Below are 22,552 nucleotides of genomic sequence, written 5' to 3'. Positions count from 1 at the left end.
CTTCGCTGGAAGCCTGCGCGGGGGCAAGCGAGCTGCGGCCGTCATGAGCTTGATCCAATCGGCCAAGCTCAATGGGCTGGAGCCGTGGGCTTACCTGAAGGACGTGCTGACCAGGCTGCCGACGCAGCCGGACAGCCGAATCGCAGAACTGCTGCCGCATCGCTGGGCGCAGCCGACATAGCTTGAGGCCAGATCAGCCCGTCAAGATGACTTGGCTGGACGCATACTTTTGGCAGGCGATTGGGGGTTCATCATCAGTACCTCCGCGCGGGGATTTAATGACCAGGACCAACGTTTGGGCGCCAGCCTTGATGGGCCGATTTTGCGCGCGCCAGGGGATGCTGCCAACGCGCCGAACAAGCTCATGACCGGCCCGCCCAAGACAGCACCACTCCGAGAGAGGCAATGGCTGCTGTCACCGTTTGGCACCACCACTTTTTTATTCAAAATCAAAAACTTAGCGGAGTCGCAAAGATTTTCATGCAAATAAACTTAAAGAGGTGGTGACAGCCAAATTCCTTTATGGAACAAGGCCTTACGAATGGCTTTCGGCGCCCTTGAGCCGTGCGTAATGTGTGTCGGTTTTAAAGGGGGAGTTTTAAGGGCCTCCCCACCGCCGCCGCAAGCGGCCGAATCGCGGGCAAATGGCCCCATCCCGGGCCTGGGCCGCGCGGCGATTGCCGACGCATTGCAGCCTCAAGGCCGACCCGGTCACACGAGCGCGTAAAACCGGATTTGCTCGTTTGGCGCGCTGCGGGTTTGGATGGGTGTCTACGAGCATGTTGGCCATCGGCATTCACCCCGAATCACCAGTGTTCATGCAGGGTGCGGCGGTATTGCAGGGCCGACTCCTTAGCTCACGACTTCTGATAGAACGAGTCGCGATACTGCGCTATTCCTTTTCGAATGTAGCTTGAGAATGTCTCAGCCACCATTTCGGGGTCGCCACCACCATCATCCATTTGATAGACCGCCGGGTCGGTGCCACCGTCGCAAATGAAGTAGTGGAACTGGAAGCCTTGGTAAGCACCAAAAACAAAGGCATTTGCGGGTACGGTAAATTCGATGCCTTCGTCCTCGAGCATCTCTAGAAGGCGGCGCTTTAGGTCTTTGACTTCCGGAAAGAAAAAGGCAGCATCGCGCTGAAACAGCCCAGCACTTTTCCCGCAGTCTTCTAGAAATTCCTGATAAACCGAAGGAAATGCTATTTGCCCTTGTGCGGCAGCCAGCTCATCGATTTCATTCTTCGAAATTCCGACGATAGGCCGCTCTTCGTCCAGCTTAGCGGCTTTCAGCCAATCAAAGAATTTGCCCACAATAGCTCCTCAGCGAAAAAACGGCTTGCTAGCACTCGCCCCAGATTGCACGCCCAACCTCACATTCGGGAACATTTCTTGGAACTGCCCGATTACGCGGGAGCAGGAGTAGCACACAGTAAGCTCCGAATACAGATTTACAGAACCGGAGAGGCCTGGAACCACATCAAGGCGATGCGGATTATATCGTTGGGCGATAGATTCCAAAAGCTTAACCTCTGTGTCATAAGCTCTGCTCCAGCCGACTTCCATCGTGCTGAACATTCGATTCTCCGGAATTCCAACGGTTCCGCCCGGCGAACTTTTCCCGCTCAATGCAAAATCTTTACCCAATTCACCGTTAAGTTGATATTCACTGTAGGCGAAGTTTCTCTGCATCTTAGCGTTAGACGTCAAGCCTAGGTCGATGCGCTTGTTAAGCAGGTCTTCGACAGTCGCATAGAGTTCGAATTGACTAGAAGCGTTGCCGACTCTTGTTGCTTCGATTTTCGCCAAGACCCGCTCTCGCATCGACAACTGAGAGATGCTGGCTGCCGAAGTGTCGACATTGCCAAGGCTAGTGAAACCACGCATTCCCTCCAGCGCCGGCAAAGCAATGCCTGCCACAGATTGCCCCAAATTGGCGTAGTAGTAGCCTCTCTCGTTTTCTGCAGGAACGGGAGCCTTAAGGAAGGAGAGGTCGCTGCCTCCAAACAAGCCGAAGAATCCCTCCACCATGTTCGGCAGCATGTTGCGCGCAGCGAGGACACCGCCCTTCAGATCGGCAGTGAAGCCTGTTGACGCATTCGAATAGTCTGGCCGCGCAACGCGAATCTGTGTGGGGTCGATTGGCAACACAATTTGGCTACTCTGCTGCCGCGTCCAAGCCTCTTGCGCTCTTGCAGACTCATTCGCAGCCTCAAGTGACCCAAAGCCCGCCTGAGCAATGAACGAATCTGCTGAGGCCCCAGCGGGGGCAGTGGTCAAGAGCAGATTGGCCGACGCCTTGGCCGCGCTCTCCGCAGCCAGTCGCCGATCTATACCGGCGTTCCGCTGCACGCGAGCTGCTTCAGCCCGCGCAGCGGCTTCAGCATCCTCACGCGCCCATGCCTTCGACGCCACGACATCGAAGTTTTGCAAAGCAAGTACTTTGTCCTTGATGCCACGGTCAACCTGCGCCGACCAATCGGCTACCGCACCTGCCGGCAAGCGTAAACCGGAACTGCCACCCAGACGCAAGCCGTTGCCGGCGGTGTTTGAAGGGGCGTCCCTTTCAAACATCTCCAGGACGGCCGCCTTCTCTTCAGGGCTGGCGACCGCCGGCACTTTAGGCCCGCTCTGGCTTGCAATGCTCTCCCCCAGTGCATTGCCAACTCCATTCGCAAACCCCGAAATAAAGCCCTGCCCCGTGCGCGCCCAGGTCTCGTTCGCATTCATTCCAAGGATCTGGCTACTGGCCCAGCCGCCCGCCGCTCCGGCGATGGCGCTTTGGGCGACTTTGGAGAAGTTTTGATCGGCACCTTGCAGGGCACTACCGACCGAGTTGCCCACCGCGTAGCCCGCAGCGCCGGCCACTGCCGAGGCGCCCACCTCACGCCAGCTCCAGTGGCCTTGGATGGCCTGGGTGGCGGCGGAGCTGAGGCCTGCGCGGATGGCTGCCCCTTGCCAGCTGGTGGCCGCACCATTGGCGCTGCTGCTGACCCAGTTGCCCACCGTGGTGCCATTCAAGACGCCACCAGCCTGCGCCATGCTGTTCAGCCCTGCCCCCACGCCCGCTGTAATGGCCCCGCCCAGTGCCGCCTGGCCCACCGCGCTCCAGCTGAATTTATCCACATTGCCCGTCATCAGGCCCACGGCCTGGCTGGCGATGGAGCCGGCGGCGGCTCCGATCGCTGCTGATGCAAGCATCGCGCCCGTGGAGAGCCCTGCGACTGCCGTACCTGTCACAGCAGCCGTTCCCAAGGCGGCCGTGCCCATCCCTGCGGCGGCACTCCCTGCCGTAGCAAAGTATCCTGCCGCCGCCCCCGCCGTATAAATCGTCGCCACCACCGCCACCACCACCATGAGAATGGTGCCGATGGTGCCGCAGCCCTTGTCTTGCTGCGGCGGCGGCGGGGGCGTCGGGATCGTCGGATCAATATGCCCGATCACCTCCCCCGGGTTGTAGGGCCTGAAGGTGCTGGCATTGTTGTGGATGTTGGTGACCTTGTTGGGGATCACCAAGGTCTGCCCACTGACCAGGACTTCGCTGCCGCTGAGGTGGTTGGCGTCGGCGATGAGGTACCACATCGCCCCATCGCCCCAGACTTGCTGCGCAATGCTCTTGAGCGTGTCGCCGCCGCGCACGGTGTAGGTGCTGCCGGTGGCCACGGGGTAGCTGGCGTTGATGGGCTCGTAGTTCTGCCCGAAGTCAGCGCTGGTGATGGGGGTCTGGGTCTTGTAGCTTTGCGCCGTGGTGTTGGGGTTTTGCAGGGGGATGGCCAGCTGCTCGGCGTAGGACTGGCGGACGCTGTTGCCGTCGTTGCCCACGTCGCCGATGCGCCGCCCGGCGGCGTAGTAGAAGTTGTGGGTGGTGGTGCTGGCGGCTGTGGTCGCGGTGGCGGCCTTGCTTTCTACGCGGCGCAGCACCTGGCCTTGGGCGCTGTTGAAGTAGTTCAGCGTGCGGCCCACGTTGACGTCAGCCACGGCGTTCAGGTGGCCATTGTGGTCGTAGTTCAGCTGGGTGAGGCCTTCATTATTGGGGCCGCCGGCGCCGACTTTTTTGTAGATGCTGTTTTGCTTGGCGCTGTCCCAGTAGACGTAGGTGTAGCTCGTGCTCGTGCTCGGGGCCCCGCTTTGCTGGGGCGTGAACGTGACTTGTGCCAGGCTGCCTGCACCCAATGTGCTGGAGGCGCCGTCACTGCGGTCGTTGTAGTACTTGTAGCTGGCCACCCCATCGGCGGCGGTATTGGTGCCACTGGTGGTTTCGCTCAAGGTGCGGTTGTCGGCGTCGTAGGCGCTGGTCTTGATCTGCCGCACATTGCCGTTGGTTTCCCATTCGCTGTATTGCAGGGTGCGGCCCAGGCTGTCGACGCGGCGGCGGGCGCGCAAGCTACCGTTGACGCGGCTGTCTTCCAAGTAACCGTCCGCGCTGTAGCTGTAGGCTTCGACGCTGCCGTCGGCGTTGGTGACACCGATGCGCTGGCCGGCCAGGTCGTAGCGCAACAGGGTGCCGGCTGTGCCTTGCAGGATTTGGCCGGTGCTGTCGCTCATGGAGGTGCCGCGCCGGGTGAGGCTGCCCTTGCTGGTGGTGAAGCGGTTGGTGGCGTCATAGGTGTACCACATATGGTCGTGCTGGATCAGGCTTTGCTCGCCGGGGATCCAGTAGGCCGCACGCACCGAGCGGCGGTTGCCAACAGCATCGTATTCATAGCGTACATCATGGGACTTCTGCCCATCACCGTCGCCTGCCCGGCTCATGCGATTGAGTTCGTCGTAGCTGATGGTGTCGGCCTGGAAGGCGCCGTAGAGGCTGACGTTGTCAGGCGCCAGGCCGCCATAGGTTTCGACGACGCGGTTGCCGGCGTTGTCGTAGGCGTAGCGGGCCAGGGTGCGCTCGGTGATGTCGCGCGCTTCCTTGATGTTGCCGTTGGCGAAGTAGCTGTACTGGATGTTTTGCCCAGAGTCGCTGGTTTGGCTGGCGAGTTGGCCCGCGATGTTGTAGTTGTAGATGTACTGGCGCGCACCCTGGTCTTGGTGCCAGGTCGTGCGGCCAAAGTAGTCCACGCGGTCGATGAGGCTGCGGCCATCGGAGCTGGTGGTGGTGAGTTGGTAGCCGCCCAGATTGGCGCCGCCTGCGCCAAGGATGGGGCTGCTGGTGCTGCCTGCGGCGATGTATTGGTAGTTGTAGCTGGTGTCGCGGCCTTGGGCGCTGCGAGTCTGGATGACGCGGCCCAGGCTGTCGTACCAGGTCTTGTCGGTCTGGCCCAGGGCGTCGGTGTGGGCAATGCGCTGGTCCAGGGCGTTGACGGTGTAGCTCTCGGTGAGGGTGCTGGCGACGGGGGCGGCGCCAGGGACTTCACCGGCACCGAAGTTTTGCACGCGGCTGATGCCCAGACGGCGGGCGGTGATGAGTTGGCTGCGGGCGTTGAAGTCTTGTTCGACCACGGCGCCCAGCTCGTTGGTGAGGCGGCGGGCGTCGCCAAAGCGGTCGTAGTCGATTTGTTTGAGCCCGCCGTCCGCCGCCCATTGACGACTCAAGTGCTGTTCGCCTTCGCCCACAAAGCTTTGCTTGCTTGTCCAGCCATTGGCGTCGGTGACGGTGTTCAAGCGGCCGGTGAGGTCGTAGCCGTAGCGGGTGATGGGGCGGTCGCGGTGGATAAAGCCGTTGGCCTCGGTGATGAAGGTTTGCGGATCGGCTTTGCTGATGAGTTTGCCCAGGGCGTTGTAGACAAAGTTGGTGCGCACCGCCGCCAGATCGGCTTGGTAGACGATGCCGGCGGTGGCAGGGTCTTGGTGCAGTTCGGGGTCTTTGTTGTATTGGTCGACCATGGCCTTGGCGCGCAGGGCCACGCGGTCGTCGTACTCCTCAGAGATTTCGCCAAAGGCGTTGTAGCTTTGCAGGCGCTTGATTTGCGCGGCCACGTTGAAGACGGTGAAGCTTTGCTGCAGCTGCACGGGCTGGCTGCTGCTGCCGCCCAGGGTCATCACGCCTTTGATTTGCAGGGGGTCGCCGATTTCGTCTTTGGCGACGCTGCCATCGGCGTTCTTGAAGCCCATTTGGTAGTTGAAGCGGTAGGCGGGGGTGTTGCTGTCGGGCGGCAGCAGGGGGGAGCTGGCGGGGATGGTCCAGGTGAAGACGGTGCGTTGCTGCGCGTCGTCCCACACGCCGGGCGCTTCAAGGGCGGGGCCGGTGTAGGCGGGTGCGGCGCCCAGGGGGGCGCCGGGGGTAACGGTCAGGGTGCTCAGGTGGCGATTGAGGGGGCCCAGCAACTGAACGATGGTGGGTTTGCGGTCCTCGACCTGGCCGCTGATGCTCACGGTACCGTTGCTGCCGACGTTGAGCGTGCCTGTGCCGCTGCTGAGCAGATTGCCGGTGCTGGCACTGTTGCCGCTGGTGGCTCGGTAGCTCAGAGGCACGCTGCTGCCGGGCACGGCGCCGGGCAGATTGAGCAGGAGTTGCGTACCGCTGGTGTTGAAGCTGCCCGCGGCAGTGCTGTAAAGGGTGTTGCCGACCCGCACCTCGAAGTAGCCGTAGCCCGCCGGGGGGGTGAAGCTGGCAACCGAGGGCTTGAGCAAAGGGGCGTCGGTGCTGTACTGGCTGAGCACGCCCCCCGCCACCTTGTAGCTGCCATAACCCTTGCCATTGAGGGCACCGGTGGCGTCGCGGGTTTCGTAGTAGAAGCGGAAGTCACCATCTGGGCTGCTGGGCACGTCCCAGCTGAAGTTGGGCGGGTTGCTGGTGACCGTGGTCACCACGCTTCCAGCTTGCGCCGGGTCGCCTCCGGGATTGCTGCCCACATTGAGCACCTTGAGCAGGCTCAGACTGGCCGCGCCGCTGACGTTCAGGGTGATGCTGGGCTGGCCAACAGGGTTGATCTGGATATTGCCCTCCAGCGCGGCTTGGCCGGTAGCCCAGAGGCGGTAAGTGCCGCTGAAGCTGGCGTCGGCGCCGCTGTAGCTGAAGTTGATCAGGCGGCTGGTACCAGGCTGGCTGGGCAGGAATTCGCTGAGGTCGAGCGAGATGGCGCTGCCGGCCTGGCTGCGCCGCCAATCGCCGCTGGCGGCCAGGCTGGTGGCGGCAGCAGGGTTGTCTTGCGGGCTGAGGGTGATGGCACCGGCCAGGCTGCCGCCGCCCGGCAGGCTGAGCTGGACCTGGGGCACATAACAAGTTTGCGAAGCAGGAACACTGGCACTGAATTCGCTACCCAGTGTGACCGTGCCGCTGCCCTGGCCAATGAATTGCCGCACGCCGCCGCGCTGGCTGAAGATTTGGTAGCTATAAGCGTAGCTGATGTGCAGCCAGGGGTTGACGCCCAGGCGGCTGAGTACATCGGCAAAGCTGAAGTTCAAATCGCTTTGCAGAGCGGTGGTGAAGACCTGCCCGCCCAGGTTGAGCTGCATCAGGAAGTTGCCGCCGGTGGTGTCGCTGACGGTGCCGCCGGCATTGATCGTAAATGCCGGGTTGCCATAGCTGACGGCGCCCAACATGCCGCTGTCGCTCAATGTCACGGCAGTGCTTGGGCCGTTGTAGACAAAACTGCCATGCTTATCACCCGCGCTGCTGCTGAGGATGAATTCATAGCTCTGGCCCGCCACCATGCCCGCTTGGCTGAGGTCCGCCGTGTTGCCGGACAGAGCCAGGCTGCTCCAATCGTCATTGCTGGCATTGGCCCGGCAGTGCAGGCTGGGATTTTGACCGAGCACGGAGGCGCTGAATTGCAGGGCGGGGCCGCTGGCGGGGAGGATGGCTTGGGTGTCAGGGCTGGCACTAAGCGTGACGCGGCCTGTGATGGCCGTCACCCCTGTCGCATCGACCGTGATGGTGAGGGCTTCGCCCGTTACTGCGGCACCTAAATCATTGAAACCGCGAACATTGACAGTGTAGGTACCAGGAGTCAACGTACTAGTATTTATTTCAAACGTGCCGCTTGATTGAACCTGCCCCACAGTCAAACCAAATGAACTCGAAAATCCTTCATTAACAACTGCAGTAAAAGACGTAGCCCCACCAACATTGCCAACCAACTTTATAGATGAAAGAGTATCAATTTCATCGTATGTTGTGGTTCTTGCAAAATTATTTCCATATCCCCATTGAAAAATATGAAACCCACCTTTTGCAACCGTTTTCCACTCCCCCGTAATAAATGATTTAAATTCAATTACATGAGAACCACCATATATCCCAGGCAATCCCGACGAAAGAATACCAGAGTAGATTGAAGCTGTCGTTTCACCAGGAAATATTGTTGCACACGGGACAGTCGAGCCATCAACAAATATCTGATATGGCACATAGGGAAGGCTTTCATTTTGCGGCAACGTGAATGAAGTCGGAAGACTTGGGCCATCACAAGAACCCTCTTCAAATATTATTGTGCCCCAGCGATGTCCCAACTCCACCTGCGCCCCCGTCCCTGGCAAACTCGCCCCGAGCGTAGGCGCCGAACCCACCGTTCGAATGGGCACCATATTTGGTGTGGCAGAATTGGGAAGAAGGCTGCTACTGCCCGCCCCATTAATTTGCGTGGAACTTCCGGCCGTGCCGTTGACACCGGCGGTGCCGTAACTCCCGCCGCCTATATTGACCACAGCCACCGTGCCGTAAAGATCGGCCAATTGCTGGCTGAAGGCCGCATTCATGGCCGCCGTGTCCTGGGTGTAGCTGATGTCAGGCTCCACGGTCTTGTAGAGCTTGTTGCGCTTGTCGTAGACGCTGAAGCTGTGCGCCAGGCTGGTGTCGATGGCAGCCGCCGAGACGCTCACCGTCTTGAGGTCTTTGCCGGAATTGCCCGAGCTGATTTGACGCGTGGTGTTGCCGTTGCTGTCGTACAGATAGATTTTGCTCACGCCGCCTTCGGTGTTGCTGCGCGAGACGTTGCCCAGGGTGTTGTACTGGATGTATTCCTGCCACCCGTCGCCCAGACTCTTGCCGCTGACTTCCCCAAAGGCGTTGTAGGCGTAGCGCCTGATCTCGCCGGTGCCTCGGTCGATTTGGGTGACCATGCGGCCGAGGGCATCGTATTGGTAGGCCTTCACCAGGTCGGCGCTGCCACCATCGGCATTGAGCACGCTTTTGACGGTGCTCAAGGCCATGTGGCCCATGGCATCCAGCTCATAAACGGTGAGGTTGCCTGCAGCGTCGGTCTGGCTGATGCGATCGCCGTTGCTGTTGTAGGCAAAGCGGGTGATGCGGTCATCAAACTCGGAGCTGTCATCGCCGCCGCGTTGGATCTGGCGGCTCAAGGCACCCAGGCCGTTGTATTCGGTGTCGGTGACGGGGCGCACGCTGGCGCCCTGGTAGTCAAGATAGGCCGGCGCTTGCAGGCGGGTCTGGCGACCCAACATGTCGTAGCTGAGATCTGTTTGCTGCCAGATTTCGGCACCGGTGCCAGAGAGGGCCACCAGCTTGTCGATGTGGGTGATGAGCCCCAGGCCGTTGTATTGCTGGCGGGTGATGGCGTCGGTGAGTTTGCTGCTGATGGCGCCACCGGCGTCGACGTACTGCTGTTCGACGTTTTTAACCCGCTTCTCGGTCACCCGGCCGAGGCGGTCCAGCGTGTACTCGGTGATGCGGTCGGGGGTGGGGGTGAGGGTTTCGATGTCCGGGGTTTTGCCGGAGAAGATCCAGTCGCTGTTCAGCCCGTTCTCAAAGCTGTCGGCATAGACGAGCCCTTTTTGGGCGCTGGTGATTTGCAAGCGGTCATAGAGGATGGAGCTGCCCAGTTTGCGGTTGCCGCCGTCGCGGTCCCCGTAAAGATAGGCTTGCAGCATGTCCTGGTTTTTGAGCGTGACTGTGGCGGTGAGTTTTTTCCAGCCGCCGTCGCCGCCGTAGCTGGTGACGTAGACGGAGTTTTCATAGGCGGGGGTGCCGTTGGCGAAGTTGGCATCGCCCAAGAAGGCCATGCCCGTGGTTTGGCTGTCGCTCTTGAACCAGACGGTGAGTGTGACCACATCGCCTTTGTCAAAAAAGCCCAGGTAGCGCTGCGCGCTGGAGTTGACGTAGTTGCCATTCGTCATCGGCGTGTAGAACATGCGCAAGGCTTTGCTGCCCTCGGTGGGAGCGGCGTTGCCGCTTTCCAGGCTTTGGCGCAGGAGGATGGGGTCGCGCAGGGCCGCGGCTTGGGCTGTGTCGTCTTGGCGGGCGTAGCTGGGGCTGCTGGTGACGGTGGTGGTGGTGCCGCCGGTGTCACTGAATTGGCTGTTACGGGTGAGGATGTTGACGCTGCCGCCGTCACCCAGCTGGGTGGCGTACTTGACTTCGCGGGTGGCGGTGTCTTGGAAGCTGGCGTAGTCGTAGCCGGTGGCGTAGCCTTCGGCGTCGATGCGCAGGGTTTTGCGGCCCAGGGCGTCGTAGTACAGGTAGTTGCTATTGCCGCGACCGTCGATTTCCTGGGTGACGCGGCCAGCAGCGTCATAGCGACGCTCTTGCAGGGTGACACTACGCGGGGCCGCGAGGTCCAAGGAGAGGCCGTCACTGGCGGTGTTGCCTTGCTCCCAGACCTGCACGGCGTCTCGGCTGGTTTTGGTGAGGCGGCCGAGCTTATCGTATTCATAGCGGGTGGTCCGGTCATTGGCCGAATCGGCTATGCCCGAGGGGGGCTGGCCGCCAGCGACTGCTGGCAGCGCGCCAAGCCGGTTGGCGTAAGCGCTTTGGGTGATCACCTGCCCCATAGGATCGTAGCTGCTGGTCGTGAGGCTAGCGTCAGGCGCAATTTGGGAGATTAGGTTGCCGGCCGCATCGAAGTAGTTGAGGCTACGCGCGCCGCCTTGCACCTGGCTGCCATTCCATTGCCCACTCTGGATGCGTTCGATCAGGTGTCCCAGCTTATCGTAAGCGTTGTAGTCCACCGGCGTGACGCTGGAACGGCTTTGGCTCACCGGGTCGTAGGCGGTGTAAGCGGTACCGATGCGGTGGGTCAAGCGGCCCATAGCGTCATAGCGGTAGCTGGTCACCCGTTGCTCGGGAAGGCCTAGTGCTTCGACACTGCCAATACGCTGGCCAAATGCGTCGTAACTGTAGGTGTTAACGACGGCTTTTAAATTGCCCTGGCCGTCACGGGCCTGTACAGGCAGTGTTTCTTTGACAAGCTGGCCGAGAGTGTCTACTTCATACAAGCCTTCGCCGCCGAGCTTGTTGCTAACAGCTCGTTGGAAGCGGTTGCCGCTGACGTCATAACGCGTTGACTCAACATCGCCTTCGGCATCACGGCTGCTGAGTACGCGGCCCAAGCGGTCCGTGGTCCAGCTGCTAAGGGCGTCTTTGCCGTCTTGGGCTGTGAATTGGGGCGGGTTGCTGGGACTCAGGCCCGTGACCGCAACAGGCGCGGCAAAGCGGCGGACGCTTTGCACTTCCTGCCCAAAGCTGCCGAAGTACTGGGTTTGGACACCGTAGCCTAGGGGGTCGACCTGCAGTGTGACGCGGCCGAGTTTGTCGAAGTAGAAGTAGCCGCACTGGCCCAGCGGGTCGGTCACTTTGACGGCATCGCCAAAGGTGTCGTACTGGGTCTGGGTGCTGGCCCCGATGGCGTTGGTAGTCTGGGTGCGTCGGCCGGCCGCGTCGTAGACATGGCTCACACCCAGACTCGCCCTCTGCTTTTCCGTCAATAGGGCCGCATTGGCGGTCAGGCCGAACCGGATGCGCTCGCCCCTGGCCCAAGCGCTGTTGCTATTGGCCAGCGCGTAAGCCCGCTTGTCGTACTCACGCGTGACTTGGCCCAGCGCATTAAATTCCGCGCTTTGGGTCTGCTCAGCAGAGCTACCTTGAGCGGTGACTTGCTTGATCTGCCGACCTTGGCCGTCGTATTCAAACTCACTGACGGTTTGTTCCGCCTGGCCCAGGGCTTGTGTGAGCTTCAGGCGGCGACCCAGGCCGTCGTACTCGGTTAGGGTGATGACGCCCAGGGCGTCAATGCTCTGCACGGTTTGCCCGGCCGCGTCTTGCAGCAGGCTGCTCTTGCGGTCATTGGTGGGGTTGGCAATGGCGGCAAGGGCGGCAGTCACGGCAGCGGTGTCGGCCGTGGCGGCGATGTTGGGCAGTGCGGCATAGTGGATGCTGTCCACGCGGCCAGCGCTATAGCGGGTTTCGCTCAGATAGCCTTTGGCATTGAGCTCGTAGCGCTGGCGACCGGCAGCGTCAAAGAAGTAGCGTGTCGTTCGATCGTTGGCCGCGTCCGGGCTGGGGGTGAAGCTGGCTTCTGTCAACTCAGGCGCGGTGACGAGCGTGGGCGTCATGCTGAGCGCGTACTCAGTCTTGCTGCTGAGCAGACCCAGTGCGTCGTAGCGGTATTGGGTGACACCGCCCAGGGCGTCCATCTGCCAGGTTTGGCGGTTGGCACGGTCATAGGCGTAGCGGTCGATGCGGTTGTTGGCGTCAGCCAGCAGTGCCAAGCTCAGGCCGGCTTGCAGTTTGACCAGGGTGGGGTCGGCTTGGGCTGCGGCCAAGGCCGTGGCTTCAAAGGCTTGCGCAAAGCGGGCGCGGTGCAGCAGGTTGCCGTCAGCGTCGTATTTGTTTTGAGTTAGGCCCCCGACGGCGTCCACACTGAGCTCCAAACGACCCGCTTTGTCGTAGCCGTAAAGGCTAATGCGGTCCATTGGGTTAGCCTGGACTGCAGAGGGCAGCGGGTCGCCAAGCAGGCCGCCCGGCCCTACATGGGCACTGAGTTCGCCCGTGTTAGCGTAGGCAATGTGTTTAACGAGTTGGCCGTTGGCGTCATAGATGCGCTGCTCCACGCCGCCCACGCCGTTGATGCGCCAGGTTTCGCGGTTGGCCGCGTCGTAGCGGTAGTAAGTGCGCTGGTCTTTGCCAGCATCCGCCACGGCGGCCGCGGCTGTTTGCAGGCTGGCCCAGTCTAGGGCGGTTTCGCTGTTGGTGGTCACGCGATTGGCCAGAGCAACACGGCCCACCAGATTGCCAACGGCGTCATAGCTTTGCAGCACGACGGCACCGGTACCGTCCAGCGTGGCCACGGCTCGGCCCAGAGTGTCATAGACGATTTGCAAGCTTTGGTCATACGCGCTGTCAGGCTCCACTGGCGGCGCGGTGCCGGGCATCCAGCTTGCCATATTGATGCGGTTGGCATAGCTCGTTTGCGCGACCACACGGCCGCTAGCGTCATAACTCCAACTTTTGACGTCACCCAGGGCATTGACGCTGGCAATCTGGTGCCCGTCTTTGTCGTAGACACGGTGCTCGACTTGGTCAAGACTGGTATTGCCCACCAACAGCGCCACCACCTGGGTCTGCGTGGGCGTCGACGCCAGATTGGCAATATCGATCGGCGTGGCGTAACGGGTGATTTTGCTTACCCGACCTGCTTTGTCGTACTCGGTGCGCTGGATGTTCCCCATGGCATCGATGGCGAAGCTTTGCCGGTCTAGCTCATCATAGACATAGCGGGTGGTTTGAAGGTTAGGGTCAGTGGCCGTGAGGCGATTGCCTTTGAGGTCGTAGGTATAGCTGCGCTTGATGTTTAGCCCGCTGGGATCCACTTGCTCTTGCAATAGGCGGCCACGAGTGTCGTACGTGTATTTCGTGAGGACCTGGTTGGGGTCGGTCACGCCGAGGGTACGGCCCAGACCGTCATAGCTGTAGCGGGTGACTAAGTTCAGGCCGCCTTCGTCCACGGTGCGGGATTTGAGCTGGCCATTGAGGTCGTAGTCCAGCTTGGTGACAATTTGCCGGGCGTCAGTGATGCGGACTTGCTGCCCCATGCCATCAAACTCATACTGAGTCTTCAGCTTGAGCGGGCCATCGGGGTCCACGGTGCGAAGCCAAACGCGGTTGGCCGCGTCGTATTCAAGCTGTATCACATTGCCATTGGCGTCTTTGCTGCGGTAGAGCCGACCGGATTTGTCGTAGGTGTTGGCGACGGTGTCCACTGCCACCATGTTCTGAGTATTGATCAGCTGCCCAGCCGCGTTGAAGAAACTGTCGGTCAGGCCGACGGCCGTGCTTTGCTTCAGCAACTGGCCGTTCTTGTCATAGCTGTAGAACGTATTGACTTGGCTACCGTCTGTGACGATTGCCGTTTGACCGAAGCGGTTGTAGACCGTGGTCAGGGTGATTTGCTCGGGAGTGGTGATGCGAAGTCGGTGCCCGTCAGCCACCGTATCCCAAACATAGCTGGTAACTTGATCGAGGCCGTCTTTGAGCTCAAGCACCCGGCCCAGTGCGTCGTATTTGGTGGTACTGATGACATTCAAGGCATCCGTGCTGCGGATCAAGCGGCCTAACTTGTCATAGCCGAAGGTTTGCTTGTCATTGAATCCTGTACTGCTGACTTCGATGAGACGGCCAAACGAATCGCGTGTGAACTTGCGCGTGTGGGCCAGGGCACCTTCACCCTCCGTGGTGGCTTTCACCTGCCCACGGCTGTCGTAGTAGGTGTAGCTGTTCAGGTTACTGCTGGCATCGATGTAGCTGCTGACGTAAGTCAACTCACCAAAGGCGTTGTACTCGCGGTAGTTGTATGCCCCCTCGGCACGCCGGTCAAACATCAGACTTCCGGTTTGCCAATAGCTGTAGCGGGTCTGAATGTCCAGGCTGGCGTTGCCGATGGTGGCCAGGGCATTGCCCAAGGCAGTGCTGAGCCAGCCGCCACCTTGGCCCGCTAGTTGAGCTGCGCTCAGTCGAGCGGCATGCCGGGTGCTGCTTTCCAGCTGGTGTAGGCCTGTGTAGGTGTTTTCTACCACCTCGCCCATGGCGTTGATGGTGCAGACGAGCTGGTCAGCAGCGTCGTAGTAGTAGAGGGTTTTTTGCCCCAGCTGATCGGTGCTGCTGATGCGGCGGCCCGCCGCGTCGTATGCGTAGTTGATCGCATACTGGGACCAGATGGCATCGATCTGCACCTGGGCCTGCCCCGGCAGCAAAAGGGCTGCGCCTTCGCCGCTGAGTTGGGCAATGAGCCGCCCCTGCAGGTCGTAGCGGCTGCGCTGGGACCGCAACTGGTCAGTGCCCAAGGCTTGATCGGTCTGGATCAGCTGGCCCATACGGTCATAGGTGTACTGGGTGACCGTTCCGTATTGATCGGTTTGCGATTCCAACTGGCCCAGCTTGTTATATTGCCACTTTTGCAGTTGGAGGCTGCCCCCGGCGGCCGAGCGCAAGCTGGCCAGCGTGGCCCCTGCAGTCCAGTTCACTGCCACCGCGTAGCGATTCTGGCTGCTTAAATGGCCGTCGAGGTCGTAGCCGTATTCGGTCAAATAACCCTCACCGTCGACGTCAGCAATGCGGTGGCCCTGGGCGTTATACAGGGTGTGGGTGAGGATGTCTTGCGGGTCGCTGCCAGGGATGAGGCTGCTCAGCTCGCCCGCTGCCGCAGAGGCCAACGGCTGCTTGGCGTAGGCCGTACTGCCAATTTGCCGCCCGGCTGCGTCATAGCTATAAGTGGTCAGATAGGCCGAGGACGGTGCTGCGTTGCTCGCATAGGCTCCGGTCAAGGTGCCCAGCAAAGTGCCATCACGGTCGTAAAAATTGCGCAGCACGCGGTCTTCCGCCGCATTCAATGCAGGCGTGATCGCTGCTGGATCCAGCTCCGGCGCTAGGCTGCCCACATTGCTGAGCAATGTGGCATAGCGGACTTGCTTGACCAGGCGGGATGTCCCGTCGTACTGGCTTTCGATCACGGCTCCGCGTGCATCCACGGTTTTGCTCAGCCTCCCCGCAGTGTCATAGGCATACCAAGTCGGGCGATCAGCGCCGGAGGTCACGGGCGCCAAAACGGACAAGGCCGGGTTGCAGGGTTTGCCACTGCTGTCCAGCAACAAGGCCATCTGGGCCGCCGTCAGCCGCGTGGCATAGGCCACGCTTTGCACGAGTTGGTTGTTCTTGTTGTAGCTGTAGCGGGTGAGGCTCCCAGTGCCATCAATATCAGCTACTTTGCGGCCAGCTTCGTCGTAGAGTCGCCAACTGCGCACCCCGGTCGGGTCTTGGCTCATGAGCAGTTGGCCGGCCGCGTCATAAAAATACAGGGTGCTCGCCAGATTTGATGTGGCCGCACTGCTTTGCACCGTGGAGATCAGCCGCCCGGCTTTGTCATAGCTGCGAGTGGTGAGCAAGCCATTGTCCTGCGTCAGCACGGTCCTGTTATTCGCGTCGTCATAGGTCGTGAGGGTGAGAACGTTGTTCGCGTCCTGACGGCTTATCTCGCGGCCCAAGCCGTCGTAGGCATAGACCGTTGTGCCGAGCTTCGGGCTAATGGTATTGAGCAAACGCCCAACCGGGTCGTACACATACTGCGTTACAGACTGGCTGCCATCCATCAGCCCGTTGCCATTGACGTCCACTGCCACATAGCTGGTGACGGTTTGCAGCTTCCCCAAAGCGTCATAGTCACTGTCTACACGCTGGGTCTGTACCTTGTTGAGGTTGGCCCAGGTGCTCATTTGCGCTTCGCTGGGCACTTCGGTCTGAGCCAATCCCGCGACGACATAATTCGCCGCCGTGTATTGAACGCTGGCGACGCGCTCACCGCGAAGGTTGTAGCGGAACTCGCTGACCCGTCCTTCCGCACTGAGTACAAAACGCAGCTGATTCTTGTTCGCCGCGTCATAAACATAGCGCGTGGTCTGTGGCGATGCGGCTTGGCCCTCGCCCGGACCATCCGGATCAGGAATCAGATAGACCGTTTCCGTCTGCAGTTGATTGCGTGCGTCATAGCTGCGTGTGATGGTGTTGCCCGCGCTGTCCCTTTGCAGGATCTGATTGCCGTTGGCGTCATAGTCCATGTTGACCGTGCGGCCCATGCCGTCAACCGTCTTGATGAGGTCGCCAGCGGGCGAATAGTCAAAGGAGGTAACTTGAGGTACCCCGTTGACAGCGGGGCCCGTCACCGACTGCAATTGGCCCGCCGCGTCGTATTGGTACACCGTTTTTCTTTGCAGAGCATCGGTGACCGTGGTGCGACGTGTGCCGGTGTCATAGGCGAAGGTGGTAACACCCAGGCCGTCGTTCAAACTGCTGACGCGCCCATCCACATAGGAAAAAGCAAGACTGCTGCCATCGCTTTGCGTGATCGAGGCCACCCGTTTGCTGGTGCCGTCATAGCCATAGGTGGTGACGTAGGTTTTGCCGTCAGCGATGACACCGTCTTCGGGGGTCAGGTCAACAATGACCTTCTGAAGCCGGTTGCTGGTATCGTAGCGGTATTGCACCCGGACTAGGTTGACCCCTCCCGCGCCAACGATGCGCACTTGCGTGAGTTGGTTGCCACTGTAGTCAAAGAAGATGCTGCGATCGTTGTTGGGGTCGACGACGCTTTTGACGAAACCGCTGCCGTCATAGGCGTATTGCAGGGTATTGCCACTCGTATCGCGCGTGAGCATGAGCCGGCCATTGCTGCCGTCGTAGCGCTCCACCAAACCGGTGGCGCCATCGGTCCAAACGTATTGCGAGTTGGTCGCGTCATAGCTGATCGTGTCATAGGCGCCAGACCCATCGGTGCTGATGTAGCGTCCGGCAGCATAGCTATAGCTGGCCTGGGCGCCGTCGCGATCGGTGCGCACCACGGAGCTACCGACAGCATTGGGCTGGCCCGTCACGCGCAACTGGGTCGCATAAAAACCCATGGACCAGTTGTCGCCGTTGTCGTCGTTGAACTGCCCCAGGCTGTTGTAAGTCCGCAGGGCGTCGATGCCAAGGCCATGAGAGCCCTGACCCTGCCCGGCCCAATGTTCATCCAGCGTCTGCAGCACCAGATTGCCTGTCGCCGCATTCACATAGGCCGTCTCGCCTGAGCGCCCCTGGCTCGCACTGCCAAACGCACCACGCTGTCCCAGAGTACCCAAAGAACTCAGGCTCAAACCCAGGCTATTGCCACTGACGATCGCGACCATACCGACTCCTCGCATTTGCTTGTTGCTATCTAGGCCAAGGCCCTAAAGTCGCTTTCAGCAACTTCAGCTCAACCGTCCTGCATGCAAAGCTTTTCCTGCGCAATCGTCGTCGGTTTATAAGTGATTACCCTCCCGCTGAAGGCTGACTACAAAACACACTGGTGAGTAACGTCCGGTAACTATCTGATCAGCTATCGCAATCCACTCGCCCGATTTGCAAGCAAACGCTCGAAAGCCAATTTCATCCCTGGATTGCTCGCCAAAGCCTGGGACTGAAACATGGACAAGGCATTGTCCAAAAGATCTTTGCCAGCCAGCACGCCTCCATGGCGTTGAAGAATGACCGCCATGCCTACATTCAATGAAGCTTTGTCCAAGCGATGGCCGGTGCGAATTAACTCATCAGCCTTCGCTCGGTCGCCTCTTATTGCCGCGATGATTGCCAGGCCGCCAAAATTGTCTGCAAAGGTTCGATCAACGGCCAGAGCTTGATTGAACGCGTCTTCGGCAGCATCAAGCTCAGAGTCCAACAAACGCATCCAAGCAAGGGCATGCCAACTACCCAAGTGCGTAGGCATCAGTTCAGTCGCCCTAGCCAAAGCTGACTTGGCTGAAGCCAAGTCACCGGCGGCAGCTTTGGCCAAGCCTAAACCCAATGCCGCGCGGCCAGATTGAGCCGACAGAAAAAGGCTTTGCTCAAAACGGGCCAAAGCAACACGCACATCGGCCTGCTCCAAAGCCAAGAAACCACCAACCGTTTGCATCTCGCTATTCGCAACGGCTCGGTGCTGCCAAGCCTGGAACAGCTGAGCGGCCTCCCCTGTACGTTGAAGATCCAAGTAAAGGGTCGCCAGAGCAGAGGCAATGGATGGCGAATCAGGCTTGAGTTTCAAGAAGCCCTCAGCCAATTCGATTGCGGCGTCAAGCTCATTGAGATGATGCCGCGCACGCACCTGCAGCAGCACAGAAGCCTCGGCCAAATCAGCGGGTAATGCCAGCGCACTGAGCGGACCCAACGTTTGTAGACATGCCTCAAAGTTACCCAATGTGCTTTGAGCACGAGCGAGTTCCATGCGCAAAACTGGGACGTCGTGGCCTTCACGGATCAGTTCTTCAATGGCGCTCGCGGCAGACTGGACTTGTCCAGAGTACCGATCAATCACTGCAAGTCGGTAGCGCCCTTCTGGATCGTTGGGACGAAGTGCTAGCGACTTTTCTACGTAGAGTCGTGCATCATCCCACTGACCTCGTTGAATCAAACCATCGGCGAGCTCTGCGAGCAGCGCCAAGTTGGCAGGATCTTGTTCAAGGTAGCCCTGCAGCCGGACTAAGCGATCCACGGGTTCATTCATGATCAATGCACCTTGCCGCCGGTATAGGCATTCAGGAATAGATGACCTTCCGCCTGTTCTTCGCCCGCTTTGCTTTCAGAGGGTGCAGCGCCTTGAGAATCGACATGAGCACGAATGGAGTTAACAATCTGCTGCATGTCATGGTTCAAAGCTGGGTTTTCAGTATTCAGTTCTATTCCCCGCAAAAGGCATGAAATGCACTCGCCAAATTCATCCCGAATCAAATGCTGCAATCCCGAATGAAATACCGACAATGGGTGAACATTACCAAGATCACTCAGGGGAGCCCAGGCGGCCAATGCCGCATCGGGCTGGGCAGTCGTCAGCAAGAGCAAGCCCAACTGAAACCGAGCGATAGCGAAGTCTGGATCCAACTCAACCGCCCGCTGAAAATTCAGCAAAGCCTCGACAGTCATACCGATCTGCGCGTACTCGCTACCTAACAAGAAAAAAGCCTGAGGCGTCGCGTCCTCCCTCGCTGCGGCCTGTTTCATATATAACAAGGAGTGCGCTGAATCACCTCGACGAGATGCTTCCAGTGCTAGAGCCAGGAGTTCTTGTTGACTGAGTGTATTTTCCTGCATGGTGAATCCGTATCGCCATTAGAGACAGCGAGTGCCTCGTAAAAAATAAGAACGAAAAAGAGAGATCGGCCTATAGATGCTGTGACTACTAACGCACGAGTTCATCAAAGGCTCGATTCAAAACTTGGCTAGAAGATTGATGGGCATCCAGTTCCCCAAGTGTTCGGTCTACAAGCTGCTGGAAGTCAGCACTGAACAACAAATCATCGCCAAATTCATCAAGCAATATTGCCTCCACAAATAGCCGCAAGACTTTGCGGCGACGATCTGGATCACGAGGATCAATCGCACGCAGACGAAGTCCCATACTTTCAATTTGGCTGCCTTTTACTACCGGCGATTGAACTTGCGATTTCTGCCGCGGGCTGTGTTCAGCCGCCTTACCGGTCGGCCCTGGCTTTGCATGAGTCGCATCGCCTTTACGCAACGAAGCAATGACCTGAGTCAATGCCCCCAACTTATTGATCATTTCCCCGCCCCTTCCCAGGCTCGCCCGGCACCACAACTCATGCCCTCAGCTCCATCAGCCTGTAACGCCCCTGCAAGCGCCGCAACTCAGCAATGGCAGACTTATGAATCTGCGCCACACGCCCTTTGCTGACTTGCAATGCCCCTGCGATATCGTCAAAACTTTGGTTCTGGAAGTAGTGCCTATAGATGACGATTTGCTGATTGCCGCCCAATTCCGCCACGCAATCCGAAAGGCGACGACACAGTTGTCGCATCTCAATACGCCCGTAGCTATTATCCGCCTCTGCGCGTTCTGAATCCTCCAGATACAAGCTGGAATCTTCCAGTACAAACCCGATAGCCAAGCCAATCGCTAACGAAGCAAGCTGTTCTAGCGTCGATAGGGCAGCATCTTCCGTATCCAACGCCAAGGATGATTGCCTCTCCTTTAGTACGCGTCGACGTACCGCTACCTGCTTCTGCACTTCGCTTAGGCTTTCGACGCCATTCAGAATCGCACCTTGAATTCTATGTCCAGCAAAAGTCTCAAACTTTACGCCAATCGCTGGATCAAATCGATCAATAGATTCAAGCAGGCCCACCATTCCGAACTGGAAATAGTCTCCAAACTCCAACTCATTGGCAACACGGTGAGAATAACACTTGGCTGCCAAGATGCGAACCAGACGACTGTAATGCGAAACCAATGAATCCCGAGCAGAAGGCGCCCGTGACTCCATCCATTTTTTCCACAAAAATGAACTATCAAAAACAGACGCCGATGCCACGTTTTAAATGACGACCGAGCCACTCAATGGAAAGATCCGAGCAAGGCTCGAACGACGATATGCCACCCGTCAATCAACACAAAAAGTAATAACTTTATCGGCACCGACACAGTTGCAGGCGGAACCATCATCATTCCCAAAGCCATTAAAACACTAGCAACAATCAGATCAATTAATAGGAAGGGCAAAAAAACCATGAAGCCAATTTGAAATGCCGAACGCAGTTCCGACAGCATATACGCTGGGATTAAATGCAACATATTGACGTCATCCACACCTTCTGGCCGGGGCGCCGAAGCGACTTCAATCATCAACATGAGGTCAGTTTCACGCGTTTGTCTGATCATGTATTCTTTGATTGGGGCTTTTCCCTTTTCAAGTGAATCATCAAGCTTCGCGCCTTGCATTACATACGGCTGGACCGCCTCTCTATTTACCTTCTCAAGTACCGGCTGCATGGAGAAAAGGGTGAGAAAAAGAGCCAAAGTAATCACCACCATATTGGGCGGAGTCTCATTAAGCCCGATTGCATGGCGCAACATTGAAAGCACCACCACAATCCGCACAAAAGATGTCATGCATATCAACGCGGCGGGTATGAAACTCAACGCTGTCAATAGCAAAAAGACGCGCATGGCCGAACTCATGTCGGCGGAACTTGCTACCTGGCCCAAGAGTACATTCGAACTAGTTGGACTAGACCCCATTCCGCCAGGCAAAGCTGTAGAGCAAGCCAAGGTCAGACCAAAAAAAATAGGCGCTCGCAGGAAAATACTATCTACTCGCCAGGTAGGCATACTGAAATAACGAATCATTTGACAGAGTCTTCCTGATCGCACCCGTCTTTTTCATCATCGCGCAAGCAATTAACACCCGTACTTCCAACCGCCAATAGCAAACGACGAGATCCATAATCAACAACCAGCAACTGGGTATTCGGATTCAGCACGGTACGCTCCACAACAACCACCGCGTTGGGAGTATTTTTTACCCAAAGGCGTCGATCAATTAGAAAGCGCAAAACAAGAATGCAAACCACCAGCGCCACAATACAAATTAAACCTACTTGCCACAAGGAGAGAGACTCCCCATTCAATTCAGGCGCGACACGAAAGGGAATGCTTTGCCCGCCCCCTCCAGCACCTACCCCGTCTGAAAGCGCGATTGCAAAGAGGTCAAGACCCCAGGCGAAAATGAGGTGGAAGCTCACAACCCGGAGCCACTTTGAATTTGAGTGACCCGAATTCCAAAATTCTCGCCAACGGCGACAAGCTCTCCGCGAGCAACAACAGCCTCGCCAATCATCAAGTCAAAGGGTGCATTCAACGCCTTATCCATTGAAAAAACTGCACCATCTTTCATATTTAATATTTCACCCACCGAAGTTGAAATATTGCCGGCAAACACCCTCACATTGGCTTTGACTCCCGACAATGCAGCGATGCCAATGGAAGGCTGCAGTGCAACAGAAGATTCCGTGGACGAAAGAGGAGAAAGCTCCACAGCATCGACCGTCATAAAGTGGGAATTTTCAATATTGTTCATAA

10 protein-coding genes are annotated in these 22,552 nt (G+C 58.6%); 1 reads left to right on the top strand and 9 read right to left on the bottom strand.

The genetic code is table 11. The features are described from left to right. The coding region (locus DBR47_RS03540) for a transposase domain-containing protein (protein WP_148090410.1) at positions 1 to 181 on the top strand (181 nt) is incomplete at its 5' end. Positions 182 to 857: 676 nt separating this feature from the next. Here DBR47_RS03540 and DBR47_RS03535 read toward each other — a convergent pair. From DBR47_RS03535 to DBR47_RS03495, 9 genes are all read right to left on the bottom strand, one after another. Beyond that, positions 858 to 1,316, bottom strand: coding sequence for an SMI1/KNR4 family protein (locus DBR47_RS03535; protein ID WP_197046842.1), 459 nt, complete (start codon positions 1,314 to 1,316; stop codon positions 858 to 860). A 9-nt stretch (positions 1,317 to 1,325) separates the two neighbouring features. Further along, positions 1,326 to 17,831, bottom strand: a complete 16,506-nt coding sequence (locus DBR47_RS03530; protein ID WP_197046841.1) for a deaminase domain-containing protein — start codon at positions 17,829 to 17,831, stop codon at positions 1,326 to 1,328. Positions 17,832 to 18,022: 191 nt separating this feature from the next. Next, positions 18,023 to 19,183 (bottom strand): lipopolysaccharide assembly protein LapB, encoded by a 1,161-nt coding sequence (locus tag DBR47_RS03525; RefSeq protein ID WP_124446884.1) that lies wholly within the window; start codon positions 19,181 to 19,183, stop codon positions 18,023 to 18,025. Positions 19,184 to 19,185: 2 nt separating this feature from the next. Beyond that, positions 19,186 to 19,767, bottom strand: a complete 582-nt coding sequence (locus tag DBR47_RS03520; protein WP_124446882.1) for a tetratricopeptide repeat protein — start codon at positions 19,765 to 19,767, stop codon at positions 19,186 to 19,188. Between the two features lie 88 nt (positions 19,768 to 19,855). Continuing rightward, complete coding sequence (locus tag DBR47_RS03515; protein ID WP_124446880.1) at positions 19,856 to 20,236, bottom strand: hypothetical protein; 381 nt, start codon at positions 20,234 to 20,236, stop codon at positions 19,856 to 19,858. 37 nt (positions 20,237 to 20,273) lie between these two features. Beyond that, a complete protein-coding gene (locus tag DBR47_RS03510; RefSeq protein WP_255420647.1) occupies positions 20,274 to 20,957 on the bottom strand; it encodes a sigma-70 family RNA polymerase sigma factor in 684 nt (227 codons plus the stop codon). A gap of 71 nt (positions 20,958 to 21,028) precedes the next feature. Then, positions 21,029 to 21,820, bottom strand: a complete 792-nt coding sequence (fliP, locus tag DBR47_RS03505; RefSeq protein ID WP_231512098.1) for a flagellar type III secretion system pore protein FliP — start codon at positions 21,818 to 21,820, stop codon at positions 21,029 to 21,031. Then, complete coding sequence (locus tag DBR47_RS03500; RefSeq protein ID WP_124446876.1) at positions 21,817 to 22,215, bottom strand: flagellar biosynthetic protein FliO; 399 nt, start codon at positions 22,213 to 22,215, stop codon at positions 21,817 to 21,819. Before DBR47_RS03500 ends, fliP begins: the two co-directional genes overlap by 4 nt. Beyond that, complete coding sequence (locus DBR47_RS03495; RefSeq protein ID WP_124446874.1) at positions 22,212 to 22,550, bottom strand: FliM/FliN family flagellar motor switch protein; 339 nt, start codon at positions 22,548 to 22,550, stop codon at positions 22,212 to 22,214. The genes DBR47_RS03500 and DBR47_RS03495 overlap by 4 nt, the downstream gene beginning before the upstream one ends. Between the last annotated feature and the right edge of the window lie 2 nt (positions 22,551 to 22,552).

The sequence above is a fragment of the Paucibacter sp. KBW04 genome (genome assembly GCF_003852425.1).
GTDB lineage: Bacteria > Pseudomonadota > Gammaproteobacteria > Burkholderiales > Burkholderiaceae_C > Paucibacter_A.
The sequence above is the reverse complement of the archived record's forward strand: the minus strand, read 5'-3'. Positions and strand labels throughout refer to the sequence as shown.

Bases quoted from the DNA above. Each gene is read 5' to 3' on its own strand.
- DBR47_RS03530 (WP_197046841.1), bottom strand. From the start codon at position 17,831: ATGGTCGCGATCGTCAGTGGCAATAGCCTGGGTTTGAGCCTGAGTTCT.
- DBR47_RS03525 (WP_124446884.1), bottom strand. From the start codon at position 19,183: ATGAATGAACCCGTGGATCGCTTAGTCCGGCTGCAGGGCTACCTTGAA.
- DBR47_RS03520 (WP_124446882.1), bottom strand. From the start codon at position 19,767: ATGCAGGAAAATACACTCAGTCAACAAGAACTCCTGGCTCTAGCACTG.
- DBR47_RS03515 (WP_124446880.1), bottom strand. From the start codon at position 20,236: ATGATCAATAAGTTGGGGGCATTGACTCAGGTCATTGCTTCGTTGCGT.
- DBR47_RS03510 (WP_255420647.1), bottom strand. From the start codon at position 20,957: ATGGAGTCACGGGCGCCTTCTGCTCGGGATTCATTGGTTTCGCATTAC.
- fliP (WP_231512098.1), bottom strand. From the start codon at position 21,820: ATGATTCGTTATTTCAGTATGCCTACCTGGCGAGTAGATAGTATTTTC.
- DBR47_RS03495 (WP_124446874.1), bottom strand. From the start codon at position 22,550: ATGAACAATATTGAAAATTCCCACTTTATGACGGTCGATGCTGTGGAG.